This window comes from Brochothrix campestris FSL F6-1037 (genome assembly GCF_000525915.1).
GTDB classification, from domain to species: Bacteria; Bacillota; Bacilli; order Lactobacillales; family Listeriaceae; genus Brochothrix; species Brochothrix campestris.
This window is the reverse complement of sequence record NZ_AODH01000008.1, coordinates 1-25,354: the sequence shown is the minus strand read 5'-3', so window position 1 is coordinate 25,354 and position 25,354 is coordinate 1. Positions and strand designations below refer to the sequence as shown.

The 25,354-nt window shown below is 39.5% G+C and carries 21 protein-coding genes and 1 pseudogene; 8 read left to right on the top strand and 14 right to left on the bottom strand.

Translation table 11 applies throughout. The annotated features are described in order from the left end of the window. Positions 1 to 68: 68 nt before the first annotated feature. The 14 genes from BCAMP_RS01975 to rpmH form a co-directional block, all read right to left on the bottom strand. The gene (locus tag BCAMP_RS01975; protein WP_035313256.1) at positions 69 to 1,025 is read right to left on the bottom strand and encodes an LCP family glycopolymer transferase; all 957 of its coding nucleotides are present in this window, start codon (positions 1,023 to 1,025) and stop codon (positions 69 to 71) included. A gap of 83 nt (positions 1,026 to 1,108) precedes the next feature. Beyond that, positions 1,109 to 1,291 carry a DUF951 domain-containing protein gene (locus BCAMP_RS01970; RefSeq protein WP_035313255.1) on the bottom strand — a complete coding sequence of 61 codons (183 nt, stop codon included), beginning with the start codon at positions 1,289 to 1,291 and terminating at the stop codon, positions 1,109 to 1,111. 14 nt (positions 1,292 to 1,305) lie between these two features. After that, complete coding sequence (locus BCAMP_RS01965) at positions 1,306 to 2,154, bottom strand: ParB/RepB/Spo0J family partition protein (protein ID WP_035313254.1); 849 nt, start codon at positions 2,152 to 2,154, stop codon at positions 1,306 to 1,308. Next, positions 2,147 to 2,908, bottom strand: coding sequence for a ParA family protein (locus tag BCAMP_RS01960; RefSeq protein WP_035313253.1), 762 nt, complete (start codon positions 2,906 to 2,908; stop codon positions 2,147 to 2,149). The genes BCAMP_RS01965 and BCAMP_RS01960 overlap by 8 nt, the downstream gene beginning before the upstream one ends. A gap of 127 nt (positions 2,909 to 3,035) precedes the next feature. Continuing rightward, a complete protein-coding gene (locus BCAMP_RS01955; protein ID WP_035313252.1) occupies positions 3,036 to 3,563 on the bottom strand; it encodes a hypothetical protein in 528 nt (175 codons plus the stop codon). A 553-nt stretch (positions 3,564 to 4,116) separates the two neighbouring features. Next, positions 4,117 to 4,872 carry a hypothetical protein gene (locus tag BCAMP_RS01950; protein WP_035313251.1) on the bottom strand — a complete coding sequence of 252 codons (756 nt, stop codon included), beginning with the start codon at positions 4,870 to 4,872 and terminating at the stop codon, positions 4,117 to 4,119. Positions 4,873 to 5,077: 205 nt separating this feature from the next. Then, entirely contained in the window at positions 5,078 to 5,287 is a 210-nt protein-coding gene (locus BCAMP_RS01945; RefSeq protein WP_035313250.1) for a hypothetical protein, read from the bottom strand. Between the two features lie 804 nt (positions 5,288 to 6,091). Then, positions 6,092 to 6,940 carry a nucleoid occlusion protein gene (gene noc, locus BCAMP_RS01940; protein ID WP_035313249.1) on the bottom strand — a complete coding sequence of 283 codons (849 nt, stop codon included), beginning with the start codon at positions 6,938 to 6,940 and terminating at the stop codon, positions 6,092 to 6,094. A gap of 181 nt (positions 6,941 to 7,121) precedes the next feature. Next, positions 7,122 to 7,838 (bottom strand): 16S rRNA (guanine(527)-N(7))-methyltransferase RsmG, encoded by a 717-nt coding sequence (rsmG, locus tag BCAMP_RS01935; protein WP_035313248.1) that lies wholly within the window; start codon positions 7,836 to 7,838, stop codon positions 7,122 to 7,124. After that, positions 7,839 to 9,731, bottom strand: coding sequence for a tRNA uridine-5-carboxymethylaminomethyl(34) synthesis enzyme MnmG (gene mnmG / locus BCAMP_RS01930; RefSeq protein WP_035313247.1), 1,893 nt, complete (start codon positions 9,729 to 9,731; stop codon positions 7,839 to 7,841). A 15-nt stretch (positions 9,732 to 9,746) separates the two neighbouring features. Beyond that, a complete protein-coding gene (mnmE, locus tag BCAMP_RS01925) occupies positions 9,747 to 11,132 on the bottom strand; it encodes a tRNA uridine-5-carboxymethylaminomethyl(34) synthesis GTPase MnmE (RefSeq protein WP_035313246.1) in 1,386 nt (461 codons plus the stop codon). Positions 11,133 to 11,726: 594 nt separating this feature from the next. Beyond that, positions 11,727 to 12,620, bottom strand: coding sequence for a membrane protein insertase YidC (gene yidC / locus BCAMP_RS01920; protein WP_035313244.1), 894 nt, complete (start codon positions 12,618 to 12,620; stop codon positions 11,727 to 11,729). 39 nt (positions 12,621 to 12,659) lie between these two features. Further along, positions 12,660 to 13,016, bottom strand: a complete 357-nt coding sequence (rnpA, locus tag BCAMP_RS01915; protein WP_035313242.1) for a ribonuclease P protein component — start codon at positions 13,014 to 13,016, stop codon at positions 12,660 to 12,662. 235 nt (positions 13,017 to 13,251) lie between these two features. Then, entirely contained in the window at positions 13,252 to 13,386 is a 135-nt protein-coding gene (gene rpmH / locus BCAMP_RS01910) for a 50S ribosomal protein L34 (protein WP_029091329.1), read from the bottom strand. Between the two features lie 576 nt (positions 13,387 to 13,962). On the opposite strand from rpmH, the pseudogene dnaA reads away from it, so the two are divergent. The 8 genes and pseudogenes from dnaA to BCAMP_RS01870 all read left to right on the top strand — a co-directional run. Next, positions 13,963 to 15,308: pseudogene (gene dnaA, locus BCAMP_RS14225) on the top strand (chromosomal replication initiator protein DnaA). 156 nt (positions 15,309 to 15,464) lie between these two features. Further along, complete coding sequence (gene dnaN / locus BCAMP_RS01900) at positions 15,465 to 16,610, top strand: DNA polymerase III subunit beta (RefSeq protein ID WP_035313241.1); 1,146 nt, start codon at positions 15,465 to 15,467, stop codon at positions 16,608 to 16,610. A gap of 241 nt (positions 16,611 to 16,851) precedes the next feature. Further along, entirely contained in the window at positions 16,852 to 17,070 is a 219-nt protein-coding gene (gene yaaA, locus BCAMP_RS01895) for a S4 domain-containing protein YaaA (RefSeq protein ID WP_035313240.1), read from the top strand. Positions 17,071 to 17,081: 11 nt separating this feature from the next. Then, positions 17,082 to 18,230, top strand: coding sequence for a DNA replication/repair protein RecF (gene recF / locus BCAMP_RS01890; RefSeq protein WP_035313239.1), 1,149 nt, complete (start codon positions 17,082 to 17,084; stop codon positions 18,228 to 18,230). Continuing rightward, positions 18,220 to 20,160, top strand: coding sequence for a DNA topoisomerase (ATP-hydrolyzing) subunit B (gyrB, locus tag BCAMP_RS01885; protein WP_035313237.1), 1,941 nt, complete (start codon positions 18,220 to 18,222; stop codon positions 20,158 to 20,160). The genes recF and gyrB overlap by 11 nt, the downstream gene beginning before the upstream one ends. A 35-nt stretch (positions 20,161 to 20,195) precedes the next feature. Continuing rightward, positions 20,196 to 22,664: a DNA gyrase subunit A gene (gene gyrA / locus BCAMP_RS01880; protein ID WP_035313235.1), complete on the top strand. Its 2,469-nt coding sequence runs from the start codon at positions 20,196 to 20,198 to the stop codon at positions 22,662 to 22,664. A gap of 548 nt (positions 22,665 to 23,212) precedes the next feature. Next, positions 23,213 to 24,223, top strand: coding sequence for a cytochrome aa3 quinol oxidase subunit II (gene qoxA, locus BCAMP_RS01875; protein ID WP_051456805.1), 1,011 nt, complete (start codon positions 23,213 to 23,215; stop codon positions 24,221 to 24,223). A 51-nt stretch (positions 24,224 to 24,274) separates the two neighbouring features. Further along, positions 24,275 to 25,354, top strand: a 1,080-nt coding sequence (locus BCAMP_RS01870) for a cbb3-type cytochrome c oxidase subunit I (RefSeq protein ID WP_035313233.1), incomplete at its 3' end; no start/stop codon positions are given.

The window sequence follows — 25,354 nt, the reverse complement described above, 5'->3', positions numbered from 1 at the left end:
AACTGTCGATGCTTTTCCATTTAAAACCACTAATCAGCCTACAACTGCCGTGATTTCACTGTCATTATTTATTCACCTTTTAAAACGGCTTTCACCTTCGCTTGATATGAAGAAACAACTTCATCTGACACTACGTAGTACCAACTTGTTGTTTCACCATCTGGATTAAGTAACGTTTCTCCGGTGCCACCTTCGAGCGTATCTTCTGACAGATTATTGACGACGCTGCGATAGTTTTTAGCCATTGTGACCAAGTCGTCTGTCTCAAAATTCGTTTCAACATTTTTGCCAATAGCCGCCAAAATATCATTGTAGTTAAATAAGACACTACTTGATAACGTTTGTTGTACAACCGATTCAATGACTTGGCGTTGACGCTGTTGACGACCAAAATCACCTTTAGGGTCTTCATAGCGCATTCGTGTATAGTTTAACGCATCTTTTCCATTTAGTTTGAGCGTACCAACAGCAAAATTCGAGCCATCTTGACTGAATTCCAACGTATTATTAACGGTCACACCATCAACGGCATCAACAAGCTGAGAAAAACCTTCCATATTCATGCTCACATAATACTCCACCGGCACATCTAAAAATGAGGATACAGTATCAACTGCCATTTGAGCGCCGCCATGGGCGAAGGCTGAATTGATTTTTTCTTCTGTACCGTGCCCCACGATTGGCACTCGTGTATCACGTGGCAAACTTAACATGTATGTTTTATTCGTTTGTGGGTTGACTGTCACTAAAATCATCGTGTCCGATAACCCCGCACGATTACGTCCCTTATTATTGAGGTCATCATCTGTGCCTAGTAACAACACACTAAATGGTTTTTTCTTAGCAATGTTTTCGGATGTGGTTTTCAACGGTGCATTAATCTCTTTCACTGTCGATTGTGCTTTGTAATACGCATAGCCGACAGTTCCTGCCACAGCTAATACAAGAATTAAAATTAGCCATAAAATAAGATTTCTGACCGGATGTTTTTTCTTTCTTTTTTGTTGACGTGTTGTTTCAGCCATCTCAGTTCCTCCTTAATCACAATTATCTTTTCTCTAAACGTCAGTATAACATAGGACTTTTTAAATACAGAATGATAACCGTATTAACGAAGGACACGTTTCATTTTCTTATCAAAGTCACGACGGGCGATGAGTACACTATGTCCACAACCTAAACATTTAATCCGAATATCCATCCCCATTCGAATAATTTGCCATTCATTCGTTCCGCATGGATGTGGTTTTTTCATCTCAACAACGGTCTTTAAATCATAGTTTCTTTCCATTTGAATTTTCCCCTTTATAATTCAATCTCTAACACATCTAAAATGCGATTGAAATCGGCTTCTGATAAAAATTCGATTTCAATTTTCCCTTTTTTACCTTGCTTTTTAATCGCTACGGCTGAGCCGAATTTACGCTGCAATTCAGCTTCAGTCGCACGAATAAATTGCGGCTTTTTCACTGCTTCTGCCTTACTTTTTTGAGGTGTTGGTTCGTTACACTCTGTGACATAGCGTTCCAGCTGACGCACCGTTAATTGTTGTTTCACCGTGTACTTAGCGACTGGAACGATTCGTTTTACATCTGTTAAACCGAGTAAAGCACGTGCCTGTCCTGTTGATAGTTGCTCTGTCTCCATCATTGCTTTAACTACCGATGGTAATTTTAACAACCGCAAATAGTTGGCAATATAAGGTCTGCTTTTGCCGAGCTTTTTAGCAATCTCCGCCTGGGTCAGCTGTTGCTTATCCACTAATAACTGATACGCAGTGGCTTCTTCCAACGCACTTAAATTTTCACGTTGGAGATTTTCTAAAATCGCTAATTCCATCATTTGTTTGTCATCATATGTTCGAATAATCGCTGGAACACTGTCTTTACCGGCTATCTTCGAGGCACGACAACGTCGTTCACCCGCAACAATTTCGTACTTATTTTTCATCTTCCGTAAAATAACAGGCTGTAATACGCCATTGAGACGAATCGATGCCGCTAACTCGTTCAATGCCTCTTCAGCAAAATACGTCCGCGGTTGATAGGGATTTGAAGTGATTTGTACGAGTTGAACATCTTCGATTGTCTCATCTGTTGCCAATCCCATATCACCAAATAAAGCATCGATACCCTTTCCTAAACCTTTAGCCATTTGCTTTCACTTCCTTCGCTAACTCAATATAGGCTTGTGCACCTTTCGATTTCACATCAAAAATCACAGCCGGTTTGCCGTAACTCGGTGCCTCACTAAGACGCACATTACGGGGAATAACGGTTTGATAAACCTGTGATCCGAAATATTTTTGCACTTCGGCAACAACCTGTTGACCTAAGTTTGTCCGTGCATCATACATTGTTAACAAGACACCTTCAATGACAAGTGTCTTATTTAAATGCCGTTGCACAAGTTTAACTGTATTTAATAACTGTGCTAAGCCCTCTAGGGCATAAAATTCACATTGTACAGGGATTAATAACCCATCAGCTGCTGTTAGAGCGTTTAATGTAATAATTCCGAGCGACGGGGGACAATCAATAATAATATAATCATAGCTGTCTTTGACGGCTTGCAAGGCATCTTCTAAGCGACGTTCACGTGACATAATCGAGACCAACTCGATTTCTGCCCCGGCTAATTGAATCGTGGCTGGTACAACATCAAGATTGGCTATTTCTGAAGGTCTAATGACTTCGGATAACGCGATACCACCAACCAAAACATCATAAATACACTGTTCAACAGTTGCCTTTTGAACGCCAATTCCACTGCTTGTATTCCCTTGTGGATCAGTATCAATTAATAACACACGGTGACCAATAATAGCTAAACTCGCCCCTAAATTAATGGCGGTTGTTGTCTTCCCAACACCGCCTTTTTGATTAGCAATTGCAATAACCTTCCCCATCCGACTCAACTCACTCTCTCGTTTAGACTGTCAATCGTCTAGCAACGTGCTCATTACGTCTTATTAAGTCTTCATCTACTATTTAATTGTAGCAAAAAAAAACGGTGTCGTGTAGTTTGACCCGTTTTTATTTCACTGATAGTTCCCGTGGCGGATACGCAAACTGCTTAAGTTTTTGTTGTTCAGCCACTGTCTCAAGTGGCAAACTATATTCCGCTCCAAAATAATTAAATGACATCGTTACCTTACCGTCGTCATAGCAAAAAATGTAGACCAAAGCCACGTCCTCAGGACTATCTAAATCTTTTGTTCGTTTGACCAGTTTATCACTGCCTTTTTGATAGGTGTACATCGTATTTTCCGCTTTGTTTTCAGGCCGTTTCAGGCGCTTTCGTTCATTTTCCATATCTTTTTTAGTGGTAAAACTACGATAGTAATTCCCCATCTTCCAACTGTAATTTGTACCACTATCTGCAATAATTTGCGCTGTGGGGATGCCATAACTAGCAATGACTGCCGCAATAGCTTGATCTGCTTGTTTTTGTTTAGAGAGACTTTCAAGATACATGCCACCACATAAGAGGCCGGCACACAATAAACAGGCGAAAATTAGTTTAAGTCCTTTATGTTTAGTTCGTTGCCATCGTTGATACATTGGTTATACCCCTTTCATACTTTCATGATTATTTTCGTGTCTATCCTTTTAAAAAGCAAATGATTCGTTCTGTAATGAGTAATTGTTCAGAACTCCTAACCGACTGCCTTATCTTCCACGTTTTATAACGTTCGCCTAACACGTATATCTAACAGCGACTTAATCCTATCACTGAAGTCGTTACTGTTAAATCGCTCTAAATTATGATAGCTTTTATCTGTTAATTAAAAAAATCGCAATACTACTCATGATTACGTCAACTGTCATAGCTGAGGAACCATTTGTTTTTAATGATGCAGACGGTTACTCAGCTCTCAAAAAGTCTCTCTCAATCGCTGATAAACTTAATGTTTCAAGACAATCGCTGTCAAGATAGGAAAATGGCGCTAGCACACCTGATATTGAGACTTTAAGCATTCGAGCTTCTTTCTATAAAATATCTATCCTTAATTCGACAACCGAGAATACACAATTGAACGAAGTGTCTGTTTACTAAGCTAATTCAGCTTTACTGTTGGTGGGACAGTAACTCCTGTTAGTTACTCACTACTCTTTATCGTCCTATGACGTTTCTTATATACAGATACAGCGTGAAATAATAAAGGCTCGAGCTAAATGTTAATACACCAAAGGTTTGGATTAATTCATTGATACCAAATGTATTGTAGAGTGTTGACCCCAGTACACTACCGAGTGCATCTCCAAATAAAAAGGCGGATTGGATAATTCCGAGATAAAGAAGCAACTCCTGTTTAGGGAGTATTTGGTATTCCATTATTTCTTTCATGACAAAGAAGCCGACTGTTTCTAATCCTGTAATGAACAGTAAAAAAATAACGAGTTGCTGATTCACTCCAATATTCCCTAATGTAACGACAAGGGTTCCCGAAACAGTCTCTAAGAGGATGAATGTGACTGCTGCATTGCCCGAAAACAACCTTAATCGAAAGATGAAAATAGCTCCGACCTTAAAGATGCCATAGCTCGAATAGATAATGGCTGCAATCGCTGCATTGTAACCGACGTCGCTGATGAAAACAGGGATTAACGGCTCTAATAACGATGTTGATCCGCCCAACAGTAAGACAGAGACATACAAATTCAAAATGCACCCCTTCCTTTTAGGGGCCCTCCATCTCTTTTTCGTTCGTTTCGAACTAATCCGGTGGTTAGGTGCGCCTTTCATCAGCAACACAACTAATAAAACAACTGCACTCGCGAGGAGTAAGTACATGTACTTGTTTTTCATATGCATGATGAAGATTAACTGTCCCGCGATAAAGGTCGCAGCCGTTAACGAAATTTGCATTACTGTATAGCGTATCGAAATTATTTTTTCTTTATTCTCTGGTTGCTCATCTGATAAATAATATAACTAGGACCTGATTGCAAGTATACAAATAGACGCACCTAGACCGGCAATACTACCTGAAAGTAGCGCGATAAAGACACTATCTGTAATCACTCTCAGTGACATTCCCACTGCGTAAAACGGTATGCAGTAAGCGAGTATTTTATTGACGGGCCATTCCGAGATAAAGCTCGATATTAAAAAAAGATAATGATCCCGCTATCGCCATCGCAGCATAAGATAACGAATAATTAAATAAAGCGTCATTTTCATTGAACCATAATACTTGGATGTACTTGGATATTCCCATACTAAAGTAAAACAATAGTAAAAAAAGCAACAAATTAGTGGGTATCGTTCGTTTTATTTTCATTAAAAATTCCTTCTATCTCTGTTTGATAGTCACTGTCATTCTGGTCGTTGTATTTATGTTGAATCGCATGTAACGTTTGTCTATCTAGACATGCTTCCAAGGAAATCAAATAATTATATCTATCCTCTTCTTCATTACCATCATCGTAGTTATATTCTAGCGCTAATTGAAAATATTTTTTTGCATACTCATATTCTTCATTGATATAATGGCAGTATCCTACATATGAATTTTGGTAATACGAATCATAAATTCTATGCTTTTCAATCTACGCGTTATATTCAAAAACTTTACGATTTCTAGGTAAAAATGGTTTCTTCATAATTAACACTTCTCTCTTTGTAACCGTTTTTAATGCATCGCCCTATTTACTACTTGTAAATAGTCAATTAGGATTACTGTTACTCTAAAAAAGACAGCATTCTTATGAAAGAAATGCTGTCTGAGACTGAAGATAAACACTGTTCTAGGTCGTTACGACTTGCTCGCTCGGGATTACGTACCATCAGTTCGCGCACCGTCACTCGCTCGTCGTGCCTACTAGAACGAAAGTGAAATCAGCTCGTTCAACTTTGAAGATATTGGAATGGAAAAGAAGAGCGACTATTTACCGTCGCTACTTTTCCATTCCAATATCATAGAAGTTAGCTGATTAAACGAGAGGATAGAACAGACTTTCTATTCAGTCTTATCATCTCGTAAACAAAGTCACTGTAATAGCATTCGAAAGAAAATGAAGTCTCTTTAGACTTTGTCTACAATCTGAGACAGCATTCTTATGAAAGGAATGCTGTCTTTGCTTGCTTATTTATTTTTAGGTATTTTAATCGATATCTCAATAAAATCAGCCGTTTCATTCTCACTTGTTTCAACCGGAATGCCTGTTTTATTGACAAGTGCGAGCGATTCTTTGATTGTATTTACCGCCAAGCGGAAATCACGGCTAATAATTTGACGCTTCTTCTTCGGTTTCGCTTGCTCTAGTCGTTTTGCAACGCGATTTTCGGTTGCCTTCACCGTTAATTGCTCGGCAATTACTTCGGCTAAGACGAGCTCTTGTTGGTCTTCTGCAAGTGGAATTAAAGCGCGGGCATGACGTTCGGTAATTTGTTTCGTCAAGGCAGCGGTTTGAACAGCTTCACCGAGTTTCAATAAGCGTAATTTATTGGCCACCGTTGACTGACTTTTCCCGAGTTGCTGTGCCAGTTCGCCCTGTGTGATTTGATGCAAGGCGAGTAACCGTTTGTAGGCATGGGCTTCTTCAATTGCGGTTAACTCTTCACGCTGTAAGTTTTCAATTAAGGCAATTGAGGCTACCTCTTTATCACTCAGTTGATTGACAATCGCTGGGATTTTTTCCCACTCAAGTGAACTAATCGCTCTAAAACGACGCTCGCCAGCAATAATTTCATAACCTTCTTCTTTGTATTCACGCACAATAATTGGTTGAATCAAGCCGTGTTCCTTAATCGTCTCGGCCAACTCGGCAATTTTCTCTTCATCGAACATCGAACGGGGTTGAAAACGGTTTGGTATAATTTGTGCCAGCGGTAATTCTTCGACTGTCTGATTTGTTGATGCTTCAATAAACTGCTCGATAATCGCTTCTTCTTGCTTCAATGTTTGTTTTTTGCCAAAGCCAAATAAACCCAATTGTCTTCGACTCCTTCCTTCTATCCTATGGTTTTGCTACGTCACTTTAAATGATTACATTCTCTATTTTAGCAAACAATCTTTAAAAAACAATCAATCACCTAAACTATTTATTCATCTTGCTCCTAAAAAAACAACGAACAGTTGATTAACGATACAACTGTTCGTTGTTTTCTTTCAGTTACACAATCGGTGTTTTATTCGGTGTTCCCGCTTTACGAGGATACTGTTTTGGTGTCTTACGCTTTTTAGCAATCGTCACAACATGACGTTCAGCCTCTTCTACGGGCAAGATGAAGGCTTCATCGCTCACTAACTCACCACCGAGTACCTTGATGCCTTTTTTAGCATCAACCATTTCTGCGGCTGTATGAGCAGCTTTTAAGGCAACGAAATGACCACGTAATTTAACGAGTGGCAAACAAAGTTCCGCTAACACACTCATGCGGGCAACCGCACGGGCTGTCACGATATCAAACTGTTCACGGTACTGTTTGTTTTGACCAAATGTTTCGGCACGATCGTGCACAAAACTAACATCCTTTAAGCCAAGTTCAGTTGCTAAATGATTTAAAAAGGTAATTCGTTTGTTGAGTGAATCAACAATCGTCACCTTTAATTTAGGAAAGGCAATTTTAATCGGTAGACTTGGAAAACCAGCTCCTGCCCCAACATCACAGAGGCTGACACTTTGATCCATGTCGTAATAAAACGCCAACGTGATGGAGTCATAAAAATGTTTTAAATAAATATCTTCACTAGCAGTGATGGCCGTCAGGTTCATTTTCTCGTTCCATTCCACCAAAATCTTGGCATAATCAGCATATTGTGCCATTTGTTCATCACTTAAGTTAATGCCTTTGCTGAGCAACGCGGCACGGAATTGTTCTGGGTTCACTTAGTTTCCTCCTGTACGTACGAGTTTACTTTGTTCAAGGTAGACCATTAAAATCGAAATGTCAGCTGGGTTGACGCCAGAAATACGGCTCGCCTGCGCTAAAGTTAATGGTTGCACTTCTTTCAGTTTTTCGCGGGCTTCGGTTGCTAAACCGCTAATGTAATCATAGTCCAAATCAACTGGAATACTTTTTTGTTCCATGCGTTTCAATTTTGCAACACGTTCAAGTGATTTCTTAATATAACCTTCATATTTCACTTGAATTTCGACCTGTTCAGCCACTTCGTCAGTTATGCTCTCAGCTGCTGGTATAACATTCAGTAAATCGCTGTATTTAATTTCAGGACGACGTAGTAAATCCCACGCTAAAATACCGTCTTTTAAAGGCGATCCACCGAGGCTTGTCATCCAAGCTTGCACGTCAGCAGTTGGTTTCACACGAATGCTTTGGAGGCGTGCTGTTTCTGCTTCGATTCCAGCTTTTTTCGCAAGGTAACGCGCATAGCGTTCTGCTGTTACTAGACCAATTTCATGACCCTTTTCAGTCAAACGTAAATCAGCATTATCGTGACGCAATAGTAGACGGTATTCAGCACGTGAGGTTAAGAGACGGTAAGGTTCTTTCGTGCCTTTTGTCACTAAGTCATCAATCATTACACCGATGTAACCTTCACTGCGTTTCATAATGAAAGGCTCTTTTCCTTGCACTTTTAAGGCGGCATTAATCCCCGCGATAATCCCTTGGCCAGCAGCTTCTTCATAACCACTTGTACCGTTAATTTGGCCAGCAGTATATAAGTTTGCAATCCGTTTTGTTTCTAACGTTGGCCATAATTGTGTAGGCGCCACCGCATCGTATTCAATCGCATAACCCGCACGCATCATTGACGCATCTTCAAGACCTGGGATGGAATGAATCATTTGATGTTGTACGTCTTCCGGCATGCTTGTCGATAAGCCTTGTACGTAAACTTCTTCCGTGTTACGACCTTCCGGTTCAAGGAAGATTTGGTGACGTGGCTTATCAGAAAAACGCACGATTTTATCTTCGATTGACGGGCAATAACGTGGGCCACTACCTTCGATAATTCCTGTAAACATTGGGGCACGATGCAAGTTAGCTTTGATGATTTCATGGGTGGTTTCGGACGTATACGTTAACCAACACGGAATTTGTTCCGTAATGAAAGTTGTTGTTTCATAACTAAAGGCACGGCTATTTTCATCCCCTGGTTGAATCTCCGTTTTAGAGTAGTCAATTGAAGTCGATTTCACACGCGGCGGTGTGCCTGTTTTTAAGCGGAGTAAATCAAAGCCGAGCGCGTCAAGTTGTTCTGATAATAAAACGGATGGCTGTTGATTATTGGGACCGCTCGAGTATTTAATTTCCCCAATGATGACTTCTCCACGTGAATAAGTTCCCATCGTTAAAACGACGGCAGCTCCGCGGTAAACCCCACCTGTTTTAGTCACAACGCCTTTAATCACGTTATCTTCGATGATTAATTCGTCTACTAACCCTTGTTGGAGCGTTAAATTAGCTTCTTTTTCAAGCGTGTGTTTCATTTCGTTTTGGTAATTCCATTTATCAGCTTGTGCACGCAAGGCACGTACGGCAGGACCTTTACCTGTATTAAGCATCCGCATTTGGATGTAAGTTTTATCGATGTTACGTCCCATTTCGCCACCTAAGGCATCAATTTCACGCACAACGACCCCTTTAGCAGGTCCACCGATTGACGGGTTACATGGCATAAATCCAATCATATCTAAATTAATGGTAACAACTAATGTTTTACAGCCCATCCGTGCTGCGGCCAACGCAGCTTCAACGCCTGCGTGACCTGATCCTACGACAATTACATCAAATTGACCTGCTTCATATCTTTGCATTTTTTATCGTCCCTTCTATTTTCCTAAACAAAATTGTGAGAATAACTGATCTAATAGTTCGTCTTGAACAGCGTCACCGGTAATTTCACCGAGTAAGCTCCAAGCCTGTGTCATATCCATTTGAACGAGATCAACGGGCATTTCATTCGCTAAGCCCGCTAAAACATCATCCAAGGCTGTGACTGTTTTATTTAAGAGCGCCACGTGACGCGTGTTTGAAACATACGTTGCATCTTCACTAACGACTGCACCCGAGAAGAAGAAATCAGCAATTGCTTGTTCGAGTTGGTCAATACCGTCCTGTGCTTCGAGTGAGATTTTCACAATCGGATTACCGTTCGCTAAGGCCCTTACACGCGCTTCATCCACCTGTGTCGGCAAATCTGTTTTGTTTAAAATAACCACGAACGGTTGGTGCGCTGCCGCGGAAAATAACGCTTCATCTTCAGGACTTAACGGCTCTGCCTGATTGATTACTAACAGGATGAAACTCGCAGCTGAAAGCGCTTGGCGTGAACGTTCAACACCAATTTTTTCAACGATATCTTCCGTTTCACGAATACCGGCGGTGTCGATTAATTTTAACGGCACGCCTTTAACGTTCACATATTCTTCAACGATGTCACGGGTCGTACCTGCGATACTTGTTACAATCGCCTTATCCTCTTGAATTAACTGATTCAAGAGCGATGATTTACCGACATTTGGACGACCAATAATCGCCGTCGATAACCCATCACGTAAAATTTTACCTTGTTGGGCGGTTTCTAACAATTGCAGCACATACCCTTTAACATCGGTTGCTTTTTCAAGCAACATTTTTTGTGTCATTTCTTCAACGTCATCGTATTCTGGATAATCAATATTCACTTCTACCTGTGCAAGCACATCTAAAATTTCGCGACGGAAACGACGAATCAAGCGACTTAAATTACCATCCATTTGTTTTAAGGCTAGGCCCATTGCACGATCCGTTTTGGCACGGATGAGATCCATGACAGCTTCGGCTTGTGACAAATCAATTCGACCATTTAAGAAGGCCCGTTTCGTAAACTCACCTGGTTCTGCTAAGCGAACACCTAGTTTCAAAATCAATTGTAAGACGCGGTTTACCGCTACAATCCCACCGTGCGTATTAATTTCGACGCAGTCTTCACGCGTAAATGTTCGCGGCGCGCGTAAGACACTGACCATTACTTCATCAATGGTTTCGTTAGTCATCGGATCGACAATATGACCGTAATGTATTGTATGTGTTGGTACTTCTTCTAATGATTTTGTACCCGAACGGTACGCTTGATTAACGATTTTAACCGCCTCATCACCACTGACACGAATAATCGAAATCGCGCCTTCACCTGGTGGGGTTGAAATCGCGGCAATTGTATCAAATTCTAACATATTACTGTATTCCCCTTTCATTTCAGACAAAATAAAAAGCCAAAAACACCTCATGTTGTTTTTAGCTCTGCAACACAGGTTTAAAAGATTGAGAAGTTACACCGCTTGATATTGCATGGCGGAATTCGGTTAAAAAACAACAGACTGCTCCAGACTGACGACAAACGCTTTTCAGTCTTATCATCTCGTAGCCAAAGTTACTTGAATTATTTTGACAGCAAAAAGTTTAATTCGACTTTGTTTACAAGCTGTACACCTCTGTTTTTAGCCGTAACTTATCCACATCTTTCACCTGTAGATATATTGATTTCAATGTTTATTTTAACTTATCCACATGTGAATAACAAGTCAAACTGTTTATTTTCGCGCCGCGCCACCGATCAAAATCAATTCGCTTTTATCTCGAACCACTTGTTTCGCTGTTTGGCCGTAAGAGGCCATTAGGACTCTTATTTAATACGCGGAGCGGAAATTTTAAGCAAAAAAAACGCTTGCATGAACTAACTACTAATCGATTCCTACCGAAACAAAAAAAACGTTCCCTTCGACTATCACAAGTCGGAAGGAACGTTTTTAACGTTTTAGAGCGTGCTTCTAAGAAAACTTATTTTTTTCTTTTTTAGCTTTCTTTTTCGTACTTGGTTGTTGTTTCAATGACATTTGTTCTGTACGACGTTTTTCAGCATCTAATTTCGCTTGTTCTTCCGCCATTTCACGGCGAATTTTAAACGGATTGTTGATGACCAACGTTTGAACAGCCATGAAAATGTTACCAATTACCCAATAAAGCGCTAAGGCTGATGGTAATGACCAACCCGCAAACAAGATAAAGGCTGGCATAACATACAACATCATGCTCATTTGTGATGCCATCGCACCTTCTTGTTTTGGTTGCGACATCATGCTTAATTTAGTCGATAAGAATGTTGTAATCGCAGCTAAGATTGGCAAGATGTGCATGTGATCGGCTTGTCCTAAGTTGAACCATAAAAACGTACCTGTTTCTAATACTTCTGTTCGTCTAATGGCAGCATAAAGACCAAAGAGCACTGGCATTTGAATAAGCATTGGGAAACAACCAGCTAATGGATTGACATTATTTTCTTTATATAATGCCATTGTTTCTTGTTGCAACAACATCTGTGTATCACGATCTTTTGATTTGTATTTCGCTTGAATCTCTTTAATCTTCGGTTGTAATTTCATCATATTACGTTGACTACGTAATTGTTTTACCATTAATGGTAAAATTAACAACCGAATTAAAATCGTAATTAAGATAATACCCATACCGTAGCTGTTACCTGCAAGCGCAGATAATTTCAAGATTAACCAACTAATTGGAAATACAATGTAGTGGCTCCAAAAGCCGGTTGTATTAGCGTCAACTGGATTAGATGCAGCACCTGCTGTCGGTGAACAAGCTGACAACACGAGTACCAGTGATACCATCATTAACAGTAAGAGCCATTTTTTATTCGCTTTCACTCAATAAATCCCCCTTATCAAAACTATCTATTAGAACAATTATTTAGAACGGTGTTTGTACACCTTTGCTAATTTAAGCACGTGTTCGAGACTGGCTTTCATCTCATGAAACGTCATAGTGGCCGCCGGTTTCCTGGCGATAATAACAATATCGATGTGTTGCGAAATCAGTTGATCCTTATCAAAATCCATCATTACATGACGAATGCAACGTTTAATGTAGTTACGTAAATGCGCATCACCTAATTTTTTACTAACAGATAAGCCTAATCTAAAATGGTCCTGTTGCTGTTGCGGATTCACATAGACGACAAATTGACGATTAGCTGATGAAAATCCATTTTTAAAGATTGTTTGAAAATCTTCGTTTCTTTTGACACGATTGACTTTTTTCATTGGGCTTCATTAACACCACCTATTTTTAAAATGGTCTGTTTTGATCACTATGTCAAACAAATACTATTATAGCCGAATTTTTATCAAAAAAAAACTGATATCGTCTTATTTGACTGTAATTGTAGATATTGTTTGACGTACAGACAAACGAACCGTCTTTCAAACAGTCCAACCTTATCCTATTTTTTTAAAATAAATCAAAAAAAAAACCACTGAGACAACTCAGTGGGTCTTATTATGCTGATAAGACTTTACGTCCTTTACGACGACGAGCAGCTAATACGCGACGGCCGTTTTTAGAACTCATACGTGCACGGAAACCGTGAACTTTTGAATGTTTACGTTTTTTTGGTTGGTAAGTTTGTTTCATATCCAACACCTCCTCAAATCTATATTCCAAAAGTGTCATAATATTATTAAAATGACATACTAGATAATTATAGTAGATAAGTAGTGCTATTGTCAATCTAAATCGTAGACTATCTCACTCTTCCTTTTTATAACCTTGGCTTACGGCAACTCCACCAACGAAAAGTTATCCACAAAAAAAAGGCTTGTCTGCGCTGTTTTTTATTATGCACAATTAACGTTAGTTTATCCACATCTTCATTTGCTAACTTGTTTCGTTTTTTTATTAGAACATGCTTATGGACAGCTTATCCCCATTTCACACCGTTGTGGATAACGTTTGTGCACACGTGAATATCTTTGTGAACAATCTTCCAATAGACTTGATAGCTTTGCAATTTTCTGCTAAACTAAAACAGATATGAACGCAAACAACAGCTGTGGATAATAAAAGTTATGCACAGTGTGTTAATAACCTGTGGATAACTTTGTTAGACGTTGTTCACTTTTTTTATCCACAAGTGTTAGTACTGTGGATAAATTTGTTTATCGCTCTAACTTTTTTTAACAGGCTACAATTGCAGGGGGAAAAAAAGATATGTCAGACATCCATCAAATTTGGTTTGAGGCTTCAAGTAAAATGCAACATTATTTAAGCGGACCAAGTTATGAAACTTGGATCAAACCATCAAAACCATTTAGTATTGACGGTAATACGTTTACAATTTCGACACCAGAAAAATTTATGCAAGAACGCCTTCGGGCGAACTATGTTGATATTATTTCTGAAATTATCGAAGGTGTCACTGGTCAACGCTATAATATTAGAGTCATTGTCGAAGGCGAACAAGCAACGCAGACCGCTTTAGATGAAAAAAAAGCTTTAACCAATTCCCGTGCCGACTACAAACAACATGGTGAACTCAATCTCAATCCAAAATATGATTTTGATTCATTTGTCATTGGTAGTGGGAATCGTTTTGCGCACGCGGCGTCACTTGCGGTTGCTGAAGCGCCTGGAAAAGCCTATAATCCACTCTTTTTATACGGTGGAGTTGGACTCGGAAAAACACATTTAATGCACGCTATCGGTCATTATGTCCTAGAACATAATCCCAATCAACGTGTAATTTATTTGTCATCTGAAAAATTCACCAACGAATTTATTAATTCTATTCGTGATAACCGTGCCGAAGAATTTCGTAATAAATACCGCAATGTCGATATTCTATTAATTGATGATATTCAATTTATTGCCGGAAAAGAACAAACACAAGAAGAATTCTTCCACACGTTCAACGCATTATATGAAGAACAAAAACAAATTATTATTTCAAGTGATCGACCACCAAAAGAAATTCCAACCTTAGAAGATCGCCTGCGTTCGCGCTTTGAATGGGGCTTAATTACTGATATTACTCCACCTGACTTAGAAACACGGATTGCCATTTTACGAAAAAAAAGCTGATTCTGATGGTTTGGATATTCCTAATGAAGTAATGCTTTACATTGCCAATCAAATTGATACTAATATTCGTGAACTTGAAGGCGCCTTAATACGCGTTGTTGCCTATTCATCTCTCGTTAATAAAACGATTGATGCTAGTGTTGCTGCCGAAGCCCTAAAAGATATCATTCCAAATGCAACACCAAAGATTATTACGATTGCAGCGATCCAAAAAGAAGTTGGTGATTTTTATCACATTAAACTAGAAGACTTTAAAGCGAAAAAAAAGAACACAATCCATTGTTTTTCCACGTCAAATTGCAATGTACTTATCTCGTGAACTAACTGATTCCTCTTTGCCTAAAATTGGTGAAGAATTTGGTGGGCGTGATCATACAACAGTCATCCATGCTCATGAAAAAATTGCGACAAAGCTAAAAACAGACGATAAATTAAAACGTGAATTAGAAACGATTAGCAAGACGCTGAAAAATTAAGGTTGTGCATAACTGCCGTTTTGACGACACGGTTATCCACATGTTATTAAACGCCTTAAAATAAACGATTGTAAGGCTAACTTGAGTTATCCACATATCCACAGCCCCTACTACTACTACTAACTTAATTATTAATATATAAAAGGAGATTCTCCCATGAAAATTACAATCAAACGTGATTATTTAATTCAAGCTCTTAACGAAGTAACACGCGCTATTTCAGCCCGTACTGCCATTCCAATCTTAACCGGTATTAAACTAAGCATTAATGACGAAGGTGCAATCTTAACTGGTAGTGACTCAGATATTTCGATTGAAGCCTTTATTCCCTTAGAAAAAGATGATGAACAATTGATCACCATTGAAAAATACGGCAGCATCGTCTTACCGTCACGTTACGTGACAGACATTGTCAAACGTTTACCTAATGAAACAGTCTCAATCGAAGTTACTGAAGGATTCCAAACTTTAATTACATCTGGTTCAGCATCCTTTTCATTAAACGGGTTAGATGCAAATGATTATCCACAATTACCAGAAATTGGTAATGCACCAACAATGAAAATTCCGGCAGACATGTTAAAAAATCTCATTCGTCAAACGGCTTTTGCAGTTAGTACTGTCGAAGTTCGTCCGGTATTGACAGGGGTTAACTGGATATTAAAAGACAGTACACTTTTATCGGTTGCAACCGATTCACATCGTCTGGCTTTACGTAAAATTATTGTAGATTTACCAGCGGATTCCCAATTTAATATTGTTATTCCTGGTAAAAGCTTGACTGAATTAAATAAAATCTTAGATGATACGACTGAAAAAGTAGAAATTGTTGTCAATAACAATCAAATCCTTTTCAAAATCACTGATATTTTATTTTACTCACGTTTATTAGAAGGTAACTATCCAGATACGACACGTCTGATTCCAACTTCAAATACAACAGATGTTGAAATTGCTGCCAAAAGTTTATTGCAAGCGATTGATCGTGCGTCATTACTTGCACGTGATAACCGCAATAATGTCATTAAATTAGCATCAACTACAGCGAATGAAATTGAAATTTCATCTAATTCTCCTGAAGTAGGTAACGTTAGTGAAGAACTCATGCCAGTGAGCTTCGCTGGTGAATCGATCTTAATTTCATTCAATGGGAAATACATGATTGATGCCTTACGTGTGTTTGAAAACCAAACAGTTAAAATCGCTTTTTCAGGATCGATGCATCAATTTGTCATCCGTCCAGTGGATCATGAAGAAGGCAATGATATTTTACAATTGATTACCCCCGTACGTACATTCTAAATAAACGTTTAACCAAAAAAGCACCGAGCAGAACGCTCGATGCTTTTTTTTATGCTAAAAGACGTGTTTCAATTTATTTGGGCTTTATTTTCGTTCTAAGAAGATTTATCGGTTAAACGTATGCCTACTCTATCTTACAAAAAAAAAGCAGTAAAGCCGATTTTTTTGCCGTTTATTTGTAATCGCCTCCGAAATCTAGTAAAATAGAAGTATGAATGACTAAACTCGAGGTGAGATGAAAATGGAACAAGTAAATATCAATACGGAGTACATTACCTTAGGCCAACTGTTGAAAATTACCGATATTATTTCTTCTGGTGGCATGGCTAAATGGTTTTTGAGCGAGCATGAAATTATGGTGAACGGGGAAGCTGACAATCGTCGGGGCCGTAAGCTTTACCCAAACGATAAAATAGCAGTCATTGGTTTTGGCGAATATCAAATTGCTCAAGCTGACTGAGAGGGGTTACTATGTTTCTAGAAAAGATGAGCATTGATCATTTTCGTAACTATGATCATGCAGAACTAGCATTTTCGCAAGGTGTCACGTTATTTCTAGGACAAAATGCACAGGGTAAAACAAATGTGTTAGAGGCCATTTATACGTTAGCGATGGCAAAATCGCACCGCACATCAACGGATAAAGATTTAATCCAGTGGCAACACGACTATGCTAAAATAGAAGGTAGGATTCATAAACGCGGGCAGTCGCTACCAATGAGTTTGATTGTCACTTCTAAAGGAAAAAAAGCAAAAGTTAATCACTTGGAACAAAAACGTTTAAGCCATTATATTGGCAATTTGAATGTCGTGATGTTTGCTCCTGAAGATTTGTCGTTAGTCAAAGGCTCTCCAAGTGGCCGACGCCGTTTTATTGATATGGAACTTGGTCAAATGTTACCGGTTTACTTGTATGATTTAACACAATTCCAGCGTATTTTACAGCAGCGGAATCATTATTTGAAACGGCTGCAAACGCGGAAAACAACTGATACGACAATGCTCGATGTTCTCGATGAACAGTACAGTGAATTAGCTGTTAAAATCACGCTGAAACGGCGTGATTTTGTTGAGCAGTTGGCAGGCTATGCCATTCCGATTCATTCGCAAATTTCGCGGGAGACGGAAACACTTCAAATCAGCTATGATTCATCCGTTAATTTAACAGTCACGAACACAGCGGATGAGTTCAACCAGGTACGTGAGCAATTACTCGAAGAATTAGTGCAAAAACGAGCACGAGAAATTGATCGAGGTCTTTCTTTAATTGGTCCGCATCGAGATGATTTAAGTTTTATCGTCAATGAGCGCAATGTGCAGGTTTTTGGCTCACAAGGTCAACAACGCACGACAGCCTTAGCAGTGAAATTGGCTGAAATTGATTTGATTTTTAAAGAAACAAATGAATATCCCTTACTATTGCTTGATGATGTTTTAAGTGAGTTAGATGGGCATCGGCAAACACATTTGCTCAATGCAATTCAAGGGAAGGTACAAACCTTTGTTACAGCCACAGGTGTTGAAGGGATTCATCATCAAACGTTGGCAAACGCAACTTGTTTTAATGTAGACAATGGCACGATTAATAGAATGGATGAGGTGGACAACGATGACAGATAAACATCTGAATGATATCGACAACAATGGTAGTGATTATGACGCAAGTCAGATTCAAGTTTTGGAAGGTTTAGAAGCAGTTCGTAAACGACCAGGTATGTATATCGGATCAACGAGTGCACGAGGCTTACACCATTTAGTCTGGGAAATTGTCGATAACGCAATTGACGAAGCCTTAGCGGGTTATTGTGACGAAATACATATCGCGATTGAAGCAGATAACAGCATCACTGTTGTTGATAATGGCCGCGGCATTCCTGTTGGGATTCAAGCAAAAACCGGTCGTCCGGCAGTTGAAGTTATTTTCACCGTCTTGCATGCAGGTGGTAAATTCGGCGGCGGGGGCTATAAAGTCTCTGGTGGTCTTCACGGTGTTGGTGCATCGGTTGTTAATGCGTTATCAACCCGTCTTGAAGTCACCGTTTCGCGCGAAGGGCAACAATACTTCCAAGCGTTTGAACGTGGCCAAGTAATCGATGACATGTCTGTTATCGGTACAACTGAAGACCGTGGAACGAAGGTTCATTTCTATCCAGATGATGAAATTTTCACGGAAACAACTGAGTTTGATTTTGAAACCTTAGCAGTGAGAACGCGTGAATTAGCGTTCTTAAATAAAGGTCTCACATTAATTATTGAAGATAAACGTGAAGGTAAAATGACGAAACAAAAATACTTCTACGAAGGCGGTATTAAATCGTACGTCGAATTCCTCAACGGCTCAAAAGAAGCCTTAAACGTTGAACCGATTTATACAGAAGGCGAAAAAGATGGCATTACTGTCGAAGTTGCGATGCAGTACAACAGTGGCTTTTCAAGCAACATTATGTCGTATGCTAACAACATTCATACGTATGAAGGTGGAACACATGAGTCAGGCTTTAAGATTGCGTTAACTCGGGTTGTCAATGACTATTCGCGGAAACAAAAAATTCTTAAAGAAGCAGAACCGAACTTAACCGGTGATGATATTCGTGAAGGGTTGATTGCGATTGTCTCAATTAAACACCCTGATCCACAGTTTGAAGGACAAACGAAAACAAAATTAGGAAACTCAGAAGCGCGTAACATTACCGACCGTTTATTCTCGGCAGCCTTTGAGAAGTTTTTAATGGAAAACCCTGATGTTGGTCGTAAAATCGTCGAAAAAGGGATGGTAGCCTCACGAGCTCGTATTGCTGCCAAACGTGCTCGTGAAGTTGCACGGAAGAAAAGTGGTCTTGAAATTTCAAACTTACCAGGTAAATTAGCCGATTGTTCGTCTCGTAAACCTGATTTAAGTGAATTGTTCATCGTCGAAGGGGATTCAGCCGGTGGGTCAGCAAAGCAAGGTCGTAACCGGATGTTCCAAGCGATTTTACCGATTCGAGGTAAGATTTTAAACGTTGAAAAAGCCAGCTTAGATCGTATTTTAGCAAACGAAGAAATTCGAACGATCTTTACTGCAATGGGAACTGGCTTTGGTGGCGAGTTTGATGTCGCTAAATCACGTTACCATAAATTAGTCATTATGACCGATGCCGATGTCGACGGTGCTCATATTCGAACATTATTATTAACATTGTTTTATCGATACATGCGCCCATTAATCGAAGCAGGCTATGTTTATATCGCTCAGCCACCGCTATTCAAAATTGCTCATGGACGTAAAGAGCATTATGTATATAGCGATAAAGAATTAGAAACGTACTTAGCATCATTGCCTGAAAACACAAAATACAGTCTCCAACGCTACAAAGGTTTAGGCGAAATGAATGCTGAACAGTTATGGGATACAACAATGGACCCAGACCACCGTGTGCTATTGCAAGTTAAACTATCGGATGCAATTGAAGCTGATGAAACGTTTGAAATGTTAATGGGGGATCGCGTTGATCCACGTCGTCAATTCATTGAAGAAAACGCAGAGTATGTTGATAACTTAGATATTTAAGCAGTTATTACCTGGGAAATAGGAGGTTCTGATCTATGTCAGATGCACCAGAGCAAAGAGTGGAAGAAGTCAATTTAAGCAAACAGATGAAAACAGCCTTTTTAGATTATGCAATGAGTGTTATTGTTGCCCGTGCTTTGCCCGATGTTCGTGATGGTTTGAAACCCGTTCACCGTCGTATTCTTTATGCGATGAATGATTTGGGAATGACTAGTGATAAAGCGTATAAAAAATCAGCTCGTATTGTCGGTGAAGTTATCGGTAAGTATCACCCACACGGTGATACAGCGGTCTATGAAACAATGGTCCGTCTTGCTCAGGATTTCAGCACCCGTTATTTACTTGTTGACGGTCATGGTAACTTCGGATCTGTCGATGGCGATTCAGCCGCAGCGATGCGTTATACTGAAGCCCGTTTATCAAAAATATCAAATGAGTTATTGCGAGACATTAACAAGGATACGGTTGATTATGTGGAAAACTTTGATGGGAGTGAAAAGGAGCCGGCTGTGTTACCGTCGCGTTTCCCTAACTTACTCGTCAACGGTTCTTCGGGTATCGCTGTCGGAATGGCAACGAATATCCCACCACATCAATTAGGTGAAGTCATCGACGGCGTCTTGGCCTTAAGTTATAATGCCGATATTACGATTCCTGAATTAATGGAACATGTGAAAGGTCCGGATTTCCCAACGGGTGGTTACATTATGGGTGCCAGTGGTATTCGTAGTGCATACGCAACCGGTAAAGGAAGCGTGACAATGCGTTCGAAGGTTGAAATTGAAACGAAGAAAAACGGTAAAGAAACAATTATCGTGACTGAGTTGCCTTACCAAGTTAACAAAGCCCGTTTAATTGAACGGATTGCTGAGTTAGCGCGCGAAAAACGGATTGTCGGTATTAGTGATTTAAACGACGAGTCTGACCGTGATGGCATGCGTATCGTGATTGAAGTTCGTCGTGATGCGAGTGCAAGTGTCATCCTTAACAATCTTTATAAAATGACGGCCTTACAAACGAACTTCGGGATTAATATGTTGGCGTTAGTCAACAACCAACCAAAGGTCTTAAACTTAAAAGAAATGCTCTATCATTACTTAAAACATCAAGAAGTCATTGTTCGTCGTCGGGTTGAATTTGATCTTCGTCGTGCCGAAGCACGTGCCCATATTTTAGAAGGATTACGGATTGCGTTAGATAACATTGATGCAATTATTAAATTGATTCGTTCATCAACATCGGATGCAGTAGCTAAAGATGGGTTGATGACGCAGTTCAAATTGAGTGAAAAACAAGCACAGGCGATTTTAGATATGCGTCTGCGTCGTTTAACTGGCTTAGAACGTGATAAAATCGAAGAAGAATACCAAGCGTTAGTCGCATTAATGCAAGAATTAAAAGCGGTGTTAGCGGATAAAGAAAATCTCTTGCAGGTCATTCGTGAAGAATTACTTGAGATTAAAGAACGCTTTAACGATACGCGTCGTACTGAAATCACAGTCGGTGATATTTTATCGGTAGAAGATGAAGATTTAATCGAGCAAGAAGATATCGTTATTACGATTACAAAAAACAATTATATTAAACGTTTACCTGCCTCAACCTATCGTGCGCAAAACCGCGGTGGTCGTGGTGTGCAAGGAATGGCGATTCATGAAGGGGACTTTGTTGAACAACTGTTAGCAACGTCAACCCATGATACGATTCTCTTCTTTACGAATACAGGTAAGGTATACCGTGCTAAAGGCTATGAGATTCCTGAATTTAGTCGAACAGCTAAAGGATTACCGGTTGTTAACTTACTTGGTATTGAAAAAGATGAAGAAATCAATGCCATGATTTCGATTAAAGATGTGCCGCAAGATCATTTCCTTTTCTTTGCAACCCGTAACGGTGTTGTAAAACGGACACAGCTTTCGCAATTCACTAACATTAGAACGAGTGGTTTACGAGCAATCGATTTACGTGAAAATGATGAATTAATCCGTGTGCAAATTACCAACGGAACAAATCATGTCATCATGGCAACGCATTTAGGACAAAGTATTCACTTCCAAGAGGAAGATGTCCGCATCATGGGTCGTACAGCAGCAGGTGTGCGTGGTATTCGTCTAAACGAAGCCGACTATGTTGTTGGAATGGAAGTTGTAAAACCAGCAGATAAGGTTTTAATTGTGACTGAGAATGGTTATGGTAAGCAAACACCGATTGAACAATATTCTGTTCAAGGTCGTGGCGGTAAAGGTGTCAAAACCGTGAGTATTACGGCGAAAAATGGCCCGCTTACTAACATGATTACGGTCAATGGTGAAGAAGACTTGATGATTATGACGGTTGAAGGTGTCTTAATCCGAATGTCTGTTGACGCGATTTCAGAAACAAGTCGTTCAACGATGGGTGTGCGTTTAATCCGTCTCGATGAAAAAGATAAGGTCGCAACCATTGCGCCAACCGAAAAAGAACTGGAAGAAGTTGACGTTGCAACTGAAGAAGTAGCGGAATAAAAGTGAAATCAGCCGGTTAGAAGTAAACAGCTACAACTACATTTTTCTTTAGCTTTTATCGTCCCGTAGTCAAAGTCAGTTGCATTATTTTCAAAGTGAAACGACGTTTAATACGACTTTCGTTGGCTACGAAATGAGTAAACTGAATAGAAACGTTGTTCTATTGACAATGTGAATATTTGAGGTGAGTGTTGTACATAGCGTACTCGACTCCGATAATCTGAGACATTATTATCTTCACTCTTAGAGGAGACAAGCGTCTCCTCTTTTCTTTGTCTTTTAAATATGTCTAATTATTGTCTAAAATGTGTCGGTCGAAAAAAGGGCTTGTTTAGTGAAAGGCTTATCGCTTGTATGTAACAGAACAAGCTTATTACTGAAGGTAACTGTTAAAAATTGATTGAAAAAAGAGCCTATTAGGGTTATATTAGTGTTGGTAGTCTTTTGTCTAAAATGCGAACAAATTGTTAATTATTTTAGAACAAAGCAATTATACAGATAGGACGTTCATGTCGCTATCTAAAATATGAGAAAGTGGGGGGATTCTATTGGCAAAGCGATTTAAATTGCTCTTGTTAACAGGTATTTTAAGTATTGCAGCATTAGTAAGCGGTTGTAGTAATATTGCAGTATTGGATCCAAAAGGACCAGTTGCAAAAACGCAAAGCGGACTAATCATGTATTCAATCATCTTTATGGTTGTCATCGTCTTAGTCGTGATGGTGTTACTTGCTGTAATGCTTGTTAAGTATCGCGAACGTAAAAATCTAGACAATTATGAACCGAATATGCACGGGAGTATCAAATTAGAAGTCATTTGGACAGTTATTCCAATTCTAATTGTTGTGGCCTTAACTATTCCTACAGTTAAAGCAATCTATTCATTAGAAGAAGCGCCAGCTGTTTCTAAGGATAAGGAGCCACTTGTAATTACAGCAACATCTGCTGACTGGAAATGGTTCTTTAGTTATGAAGACAGCGACATCGAAACAGTTAACTATGTTAACATTCCAGTTGACCGTCCAATCGAGTTCAAATTAGTAGCAGCGGATACAATGACATCTTTCTGGGTACCGCAATTAGGTGGTCAAAAATATGCAATGACTGGTATGGTCATGAACTTATTCTTACAAGCTGATCACGAGGGTACATACCAAGGTCGTAACTCGAACTACAATGGTCGTGGCTTTGAAGGTCAAAAATTTGATGTCAACGCGCAATCTGAAGCAGATTTCAATGCTTGGGTTAAAACGGCACAAACAAAAGATAAATTAACACAGGATGCATACGATAAAATGTTAATTCCTGGTCATGAAGAACAACAAACGTTTAGTGGCACTCACTTAGGGTTTGCTAATCATGTGACCGATCCGGAATACGTTTTCTATGCTTGGAAACGTTACAACTATGTACCGTTAAATCCACATAATCCAAATGAAAAACAAGAACTTTCAGATAAACCATTATTACCTGCACGTGAAACAACGGTTACAAATGCACGTTACACAGAAGATGGCGAAATGAAACACGGTCCAACAACTGCAAAAACGGCACATTAAGCGACGTAATTCATCGCTCTTTTTCATAAATTTAGAGGAGGTTCAAAACACATGGCGGATATTTTATCTGTATTAAGTGAGTACATCATTACTGGTGATCCACTAATACTAGGCGCACAAGTTTCCATTGGTCTTGCTTCAATCGCGATTGTTGCTGGCTTAACGTACTTCAAAAAATGGAAATGGTTATTTAGTGAATGGCTTTCATCAGTCGATCACAAACGTATCGGTGTAATGTACATGATTGCTGCAATCATTATGTTATTCCGTGGCGGGGTCGATGCTTTAATGATCCGAACACAATTAGCTTTACCAGGCATGAAATTTTTAGATGCTCAACATTATAATGAGGTCTTTTCTACTCATGGTGTTATTATGATCATCTTCATGGCAATGCCGTTCTTATTAGGTTTAATGAACGTAGTAATGCCGTTACAAATCGGGGCACGCGATGTAGCGTTCCCAGTACTTAATAACTTGAGCTTCTGGGCTTTCTTCTTAGGTGCGATGTTATTCAATATTTCATTCGTTGTTGGGGGTTCACCAGATGCTGGTTGGACAAACTATGCCACACTGGCAACAACGCCGTTCAACGCCGGTTACGGTGTTAACTTCTATCTATTAGGTATTCAATTATCGGGTGTCGGTACATTGATGACCGGTATTAACTTCATCGTTACGATTATGCGTATGCGTACGAAAGGCATGAAGTTAATGAATATGCCAATGTTTAGTTGGACAACATTAATTACAAGTTTAATTATTATTCTTGCGTTCCCAGTTTTAACAATTGCGTTAGCATTATTAACATTTGACCGTTTATTCGGTACTGCATTCTTTACGCTTGCTGATGGTGGGATGCCAATGATGTGGGCCAACCTTTTCTGGGTTTGGGGTCATCCTGAAGTATATATCGTTGCGATTCCAGCTTTCGGTATTTTCTCAGAAATTATTGCAACCTTCTCGCGTAAACGCTTGTTCGGTTACAACGCAATGGTCGGCTCAATCGTCGTCATTTCATTCTTGAGTTTCTTAGTATGGGTTCACCATTTCTTCACAATGGGTAACGGTACAGCTGTTAACTCTGCTTTCTCGATAACAACAATGTTAATTTCAATCCCAACCGGGGTT

Excerpts from the sequence above, each read along its gene's own strand:
- BCAMP_RS01975 (WP_035313256.1), bottom strand. The coding sequence starts at position 1,025 with ATGGCTGAAACAACACGTCAACAAAAAAGAAAGAAAAAACATCCGGTC.
- BCAMP_RS01970 (WP_035313255.1), bottom strand. The coding sequence starts at position 1,291 with ATGGAAAGAAACTATGATTTAAAGACCGTTGTTGAGATGAAAAAACCA.
- BCAMP_RS01965 (WP_035313254.1), bottom strand. The coding sequence starts at position 2,154 with ATGGCTAAAGGTTTAGGAAAGGGTATCGATGCTTTATTTGGTGATATG.
- BCAMP_RS01960 (WP_035313253.1), bottom strand. The coding sequence starts at position 2,908 with ATGGGGAAGGTTATTGCAATTGCTAATCAAAAAGGCGGTGTTGGGAAG.
- BCAMP_RS01955 (WP_035313252.1), bottom strand. The coding sequence starts at position 3,563 with ATGTATCAACGATGGCAACGAACTAAACATAAAGGACTTAAACTAATT.
- BCAMP_RS01950 (WP_035313251.1), bottom strand. The coding sequence starts at position 4,872 with ATGCAAATTTCGTTAACGGCTGCGACCTTTATCGCGGGACAGTTAATC.
- BCAMP_RS01945 (WP_035313250.1), bottom strand. The coding sequence starts at position 5,287 with ATGAAAATAAAACGAACGATACCCACTAATTTGTTGCTTTTTTTACTA.
- mnmG (WP_035313247.1), bottom strand. The coding sequence starts at position 9,731 with ATGCAAAGATATGAAGCAGGTCAATTTGATGTAATTGTCGTAGGATCA.
- mnmE (WP_035313246.1), bottom strand. The coding sequence starts at position 11,132 with ATGTTAGAATTTGATACAATTGCCGCGATTTCAACCCCACCAGGTGAA.
- rnpA (WP_035313242.1), bottom strand. The coding sequence starts at position 13,016 with ATGAAAAAAGTCAATCGTGTCAAAAGAAACGAAGATTTTCAAACAATC.
- rpmH (WP_029091329.1), bottom strand. The coding sequence starts at position 13,386 with ATGAAACAAACTTACCAACCAAAAAAACGTAAACATTCAAAAGTTCAC.
- dnaN (WP_035313241.1), top strand. The coding sequence starts at position 15,465 with ATGAAAATTACAATCAAACGTGATTATTTAATTCAAGCTCTTAACGAA.
- yaaA (WP_035313240.1), top strand. The coding sequence starts at position 16,852 with ATGGAACAAGTAAATATCAATACGGAGTACATTACCTTAGGCCAACTG.
- recF (WP_035313239.1), top strand. The coding sequence starts at position 17,082 with ATGTTTCTAGAAAAGATGAGCATTGATCATTTTCGTAACTATGATCAT.
- gyrB (WP_035313237.1), top strand. The coding sequence starts at position 18,220 with ATGACAGATAAACATCTGAATGATATCGACAACAATGGTAGTGATTAT.
- gyrA (WP_035313235.1), top strand. The coding sequence starts at position 20,196 with ATGTCAGATGCACCAGAGCAAAGAGTGGAAGAAGTCAATTTAAGCAAA.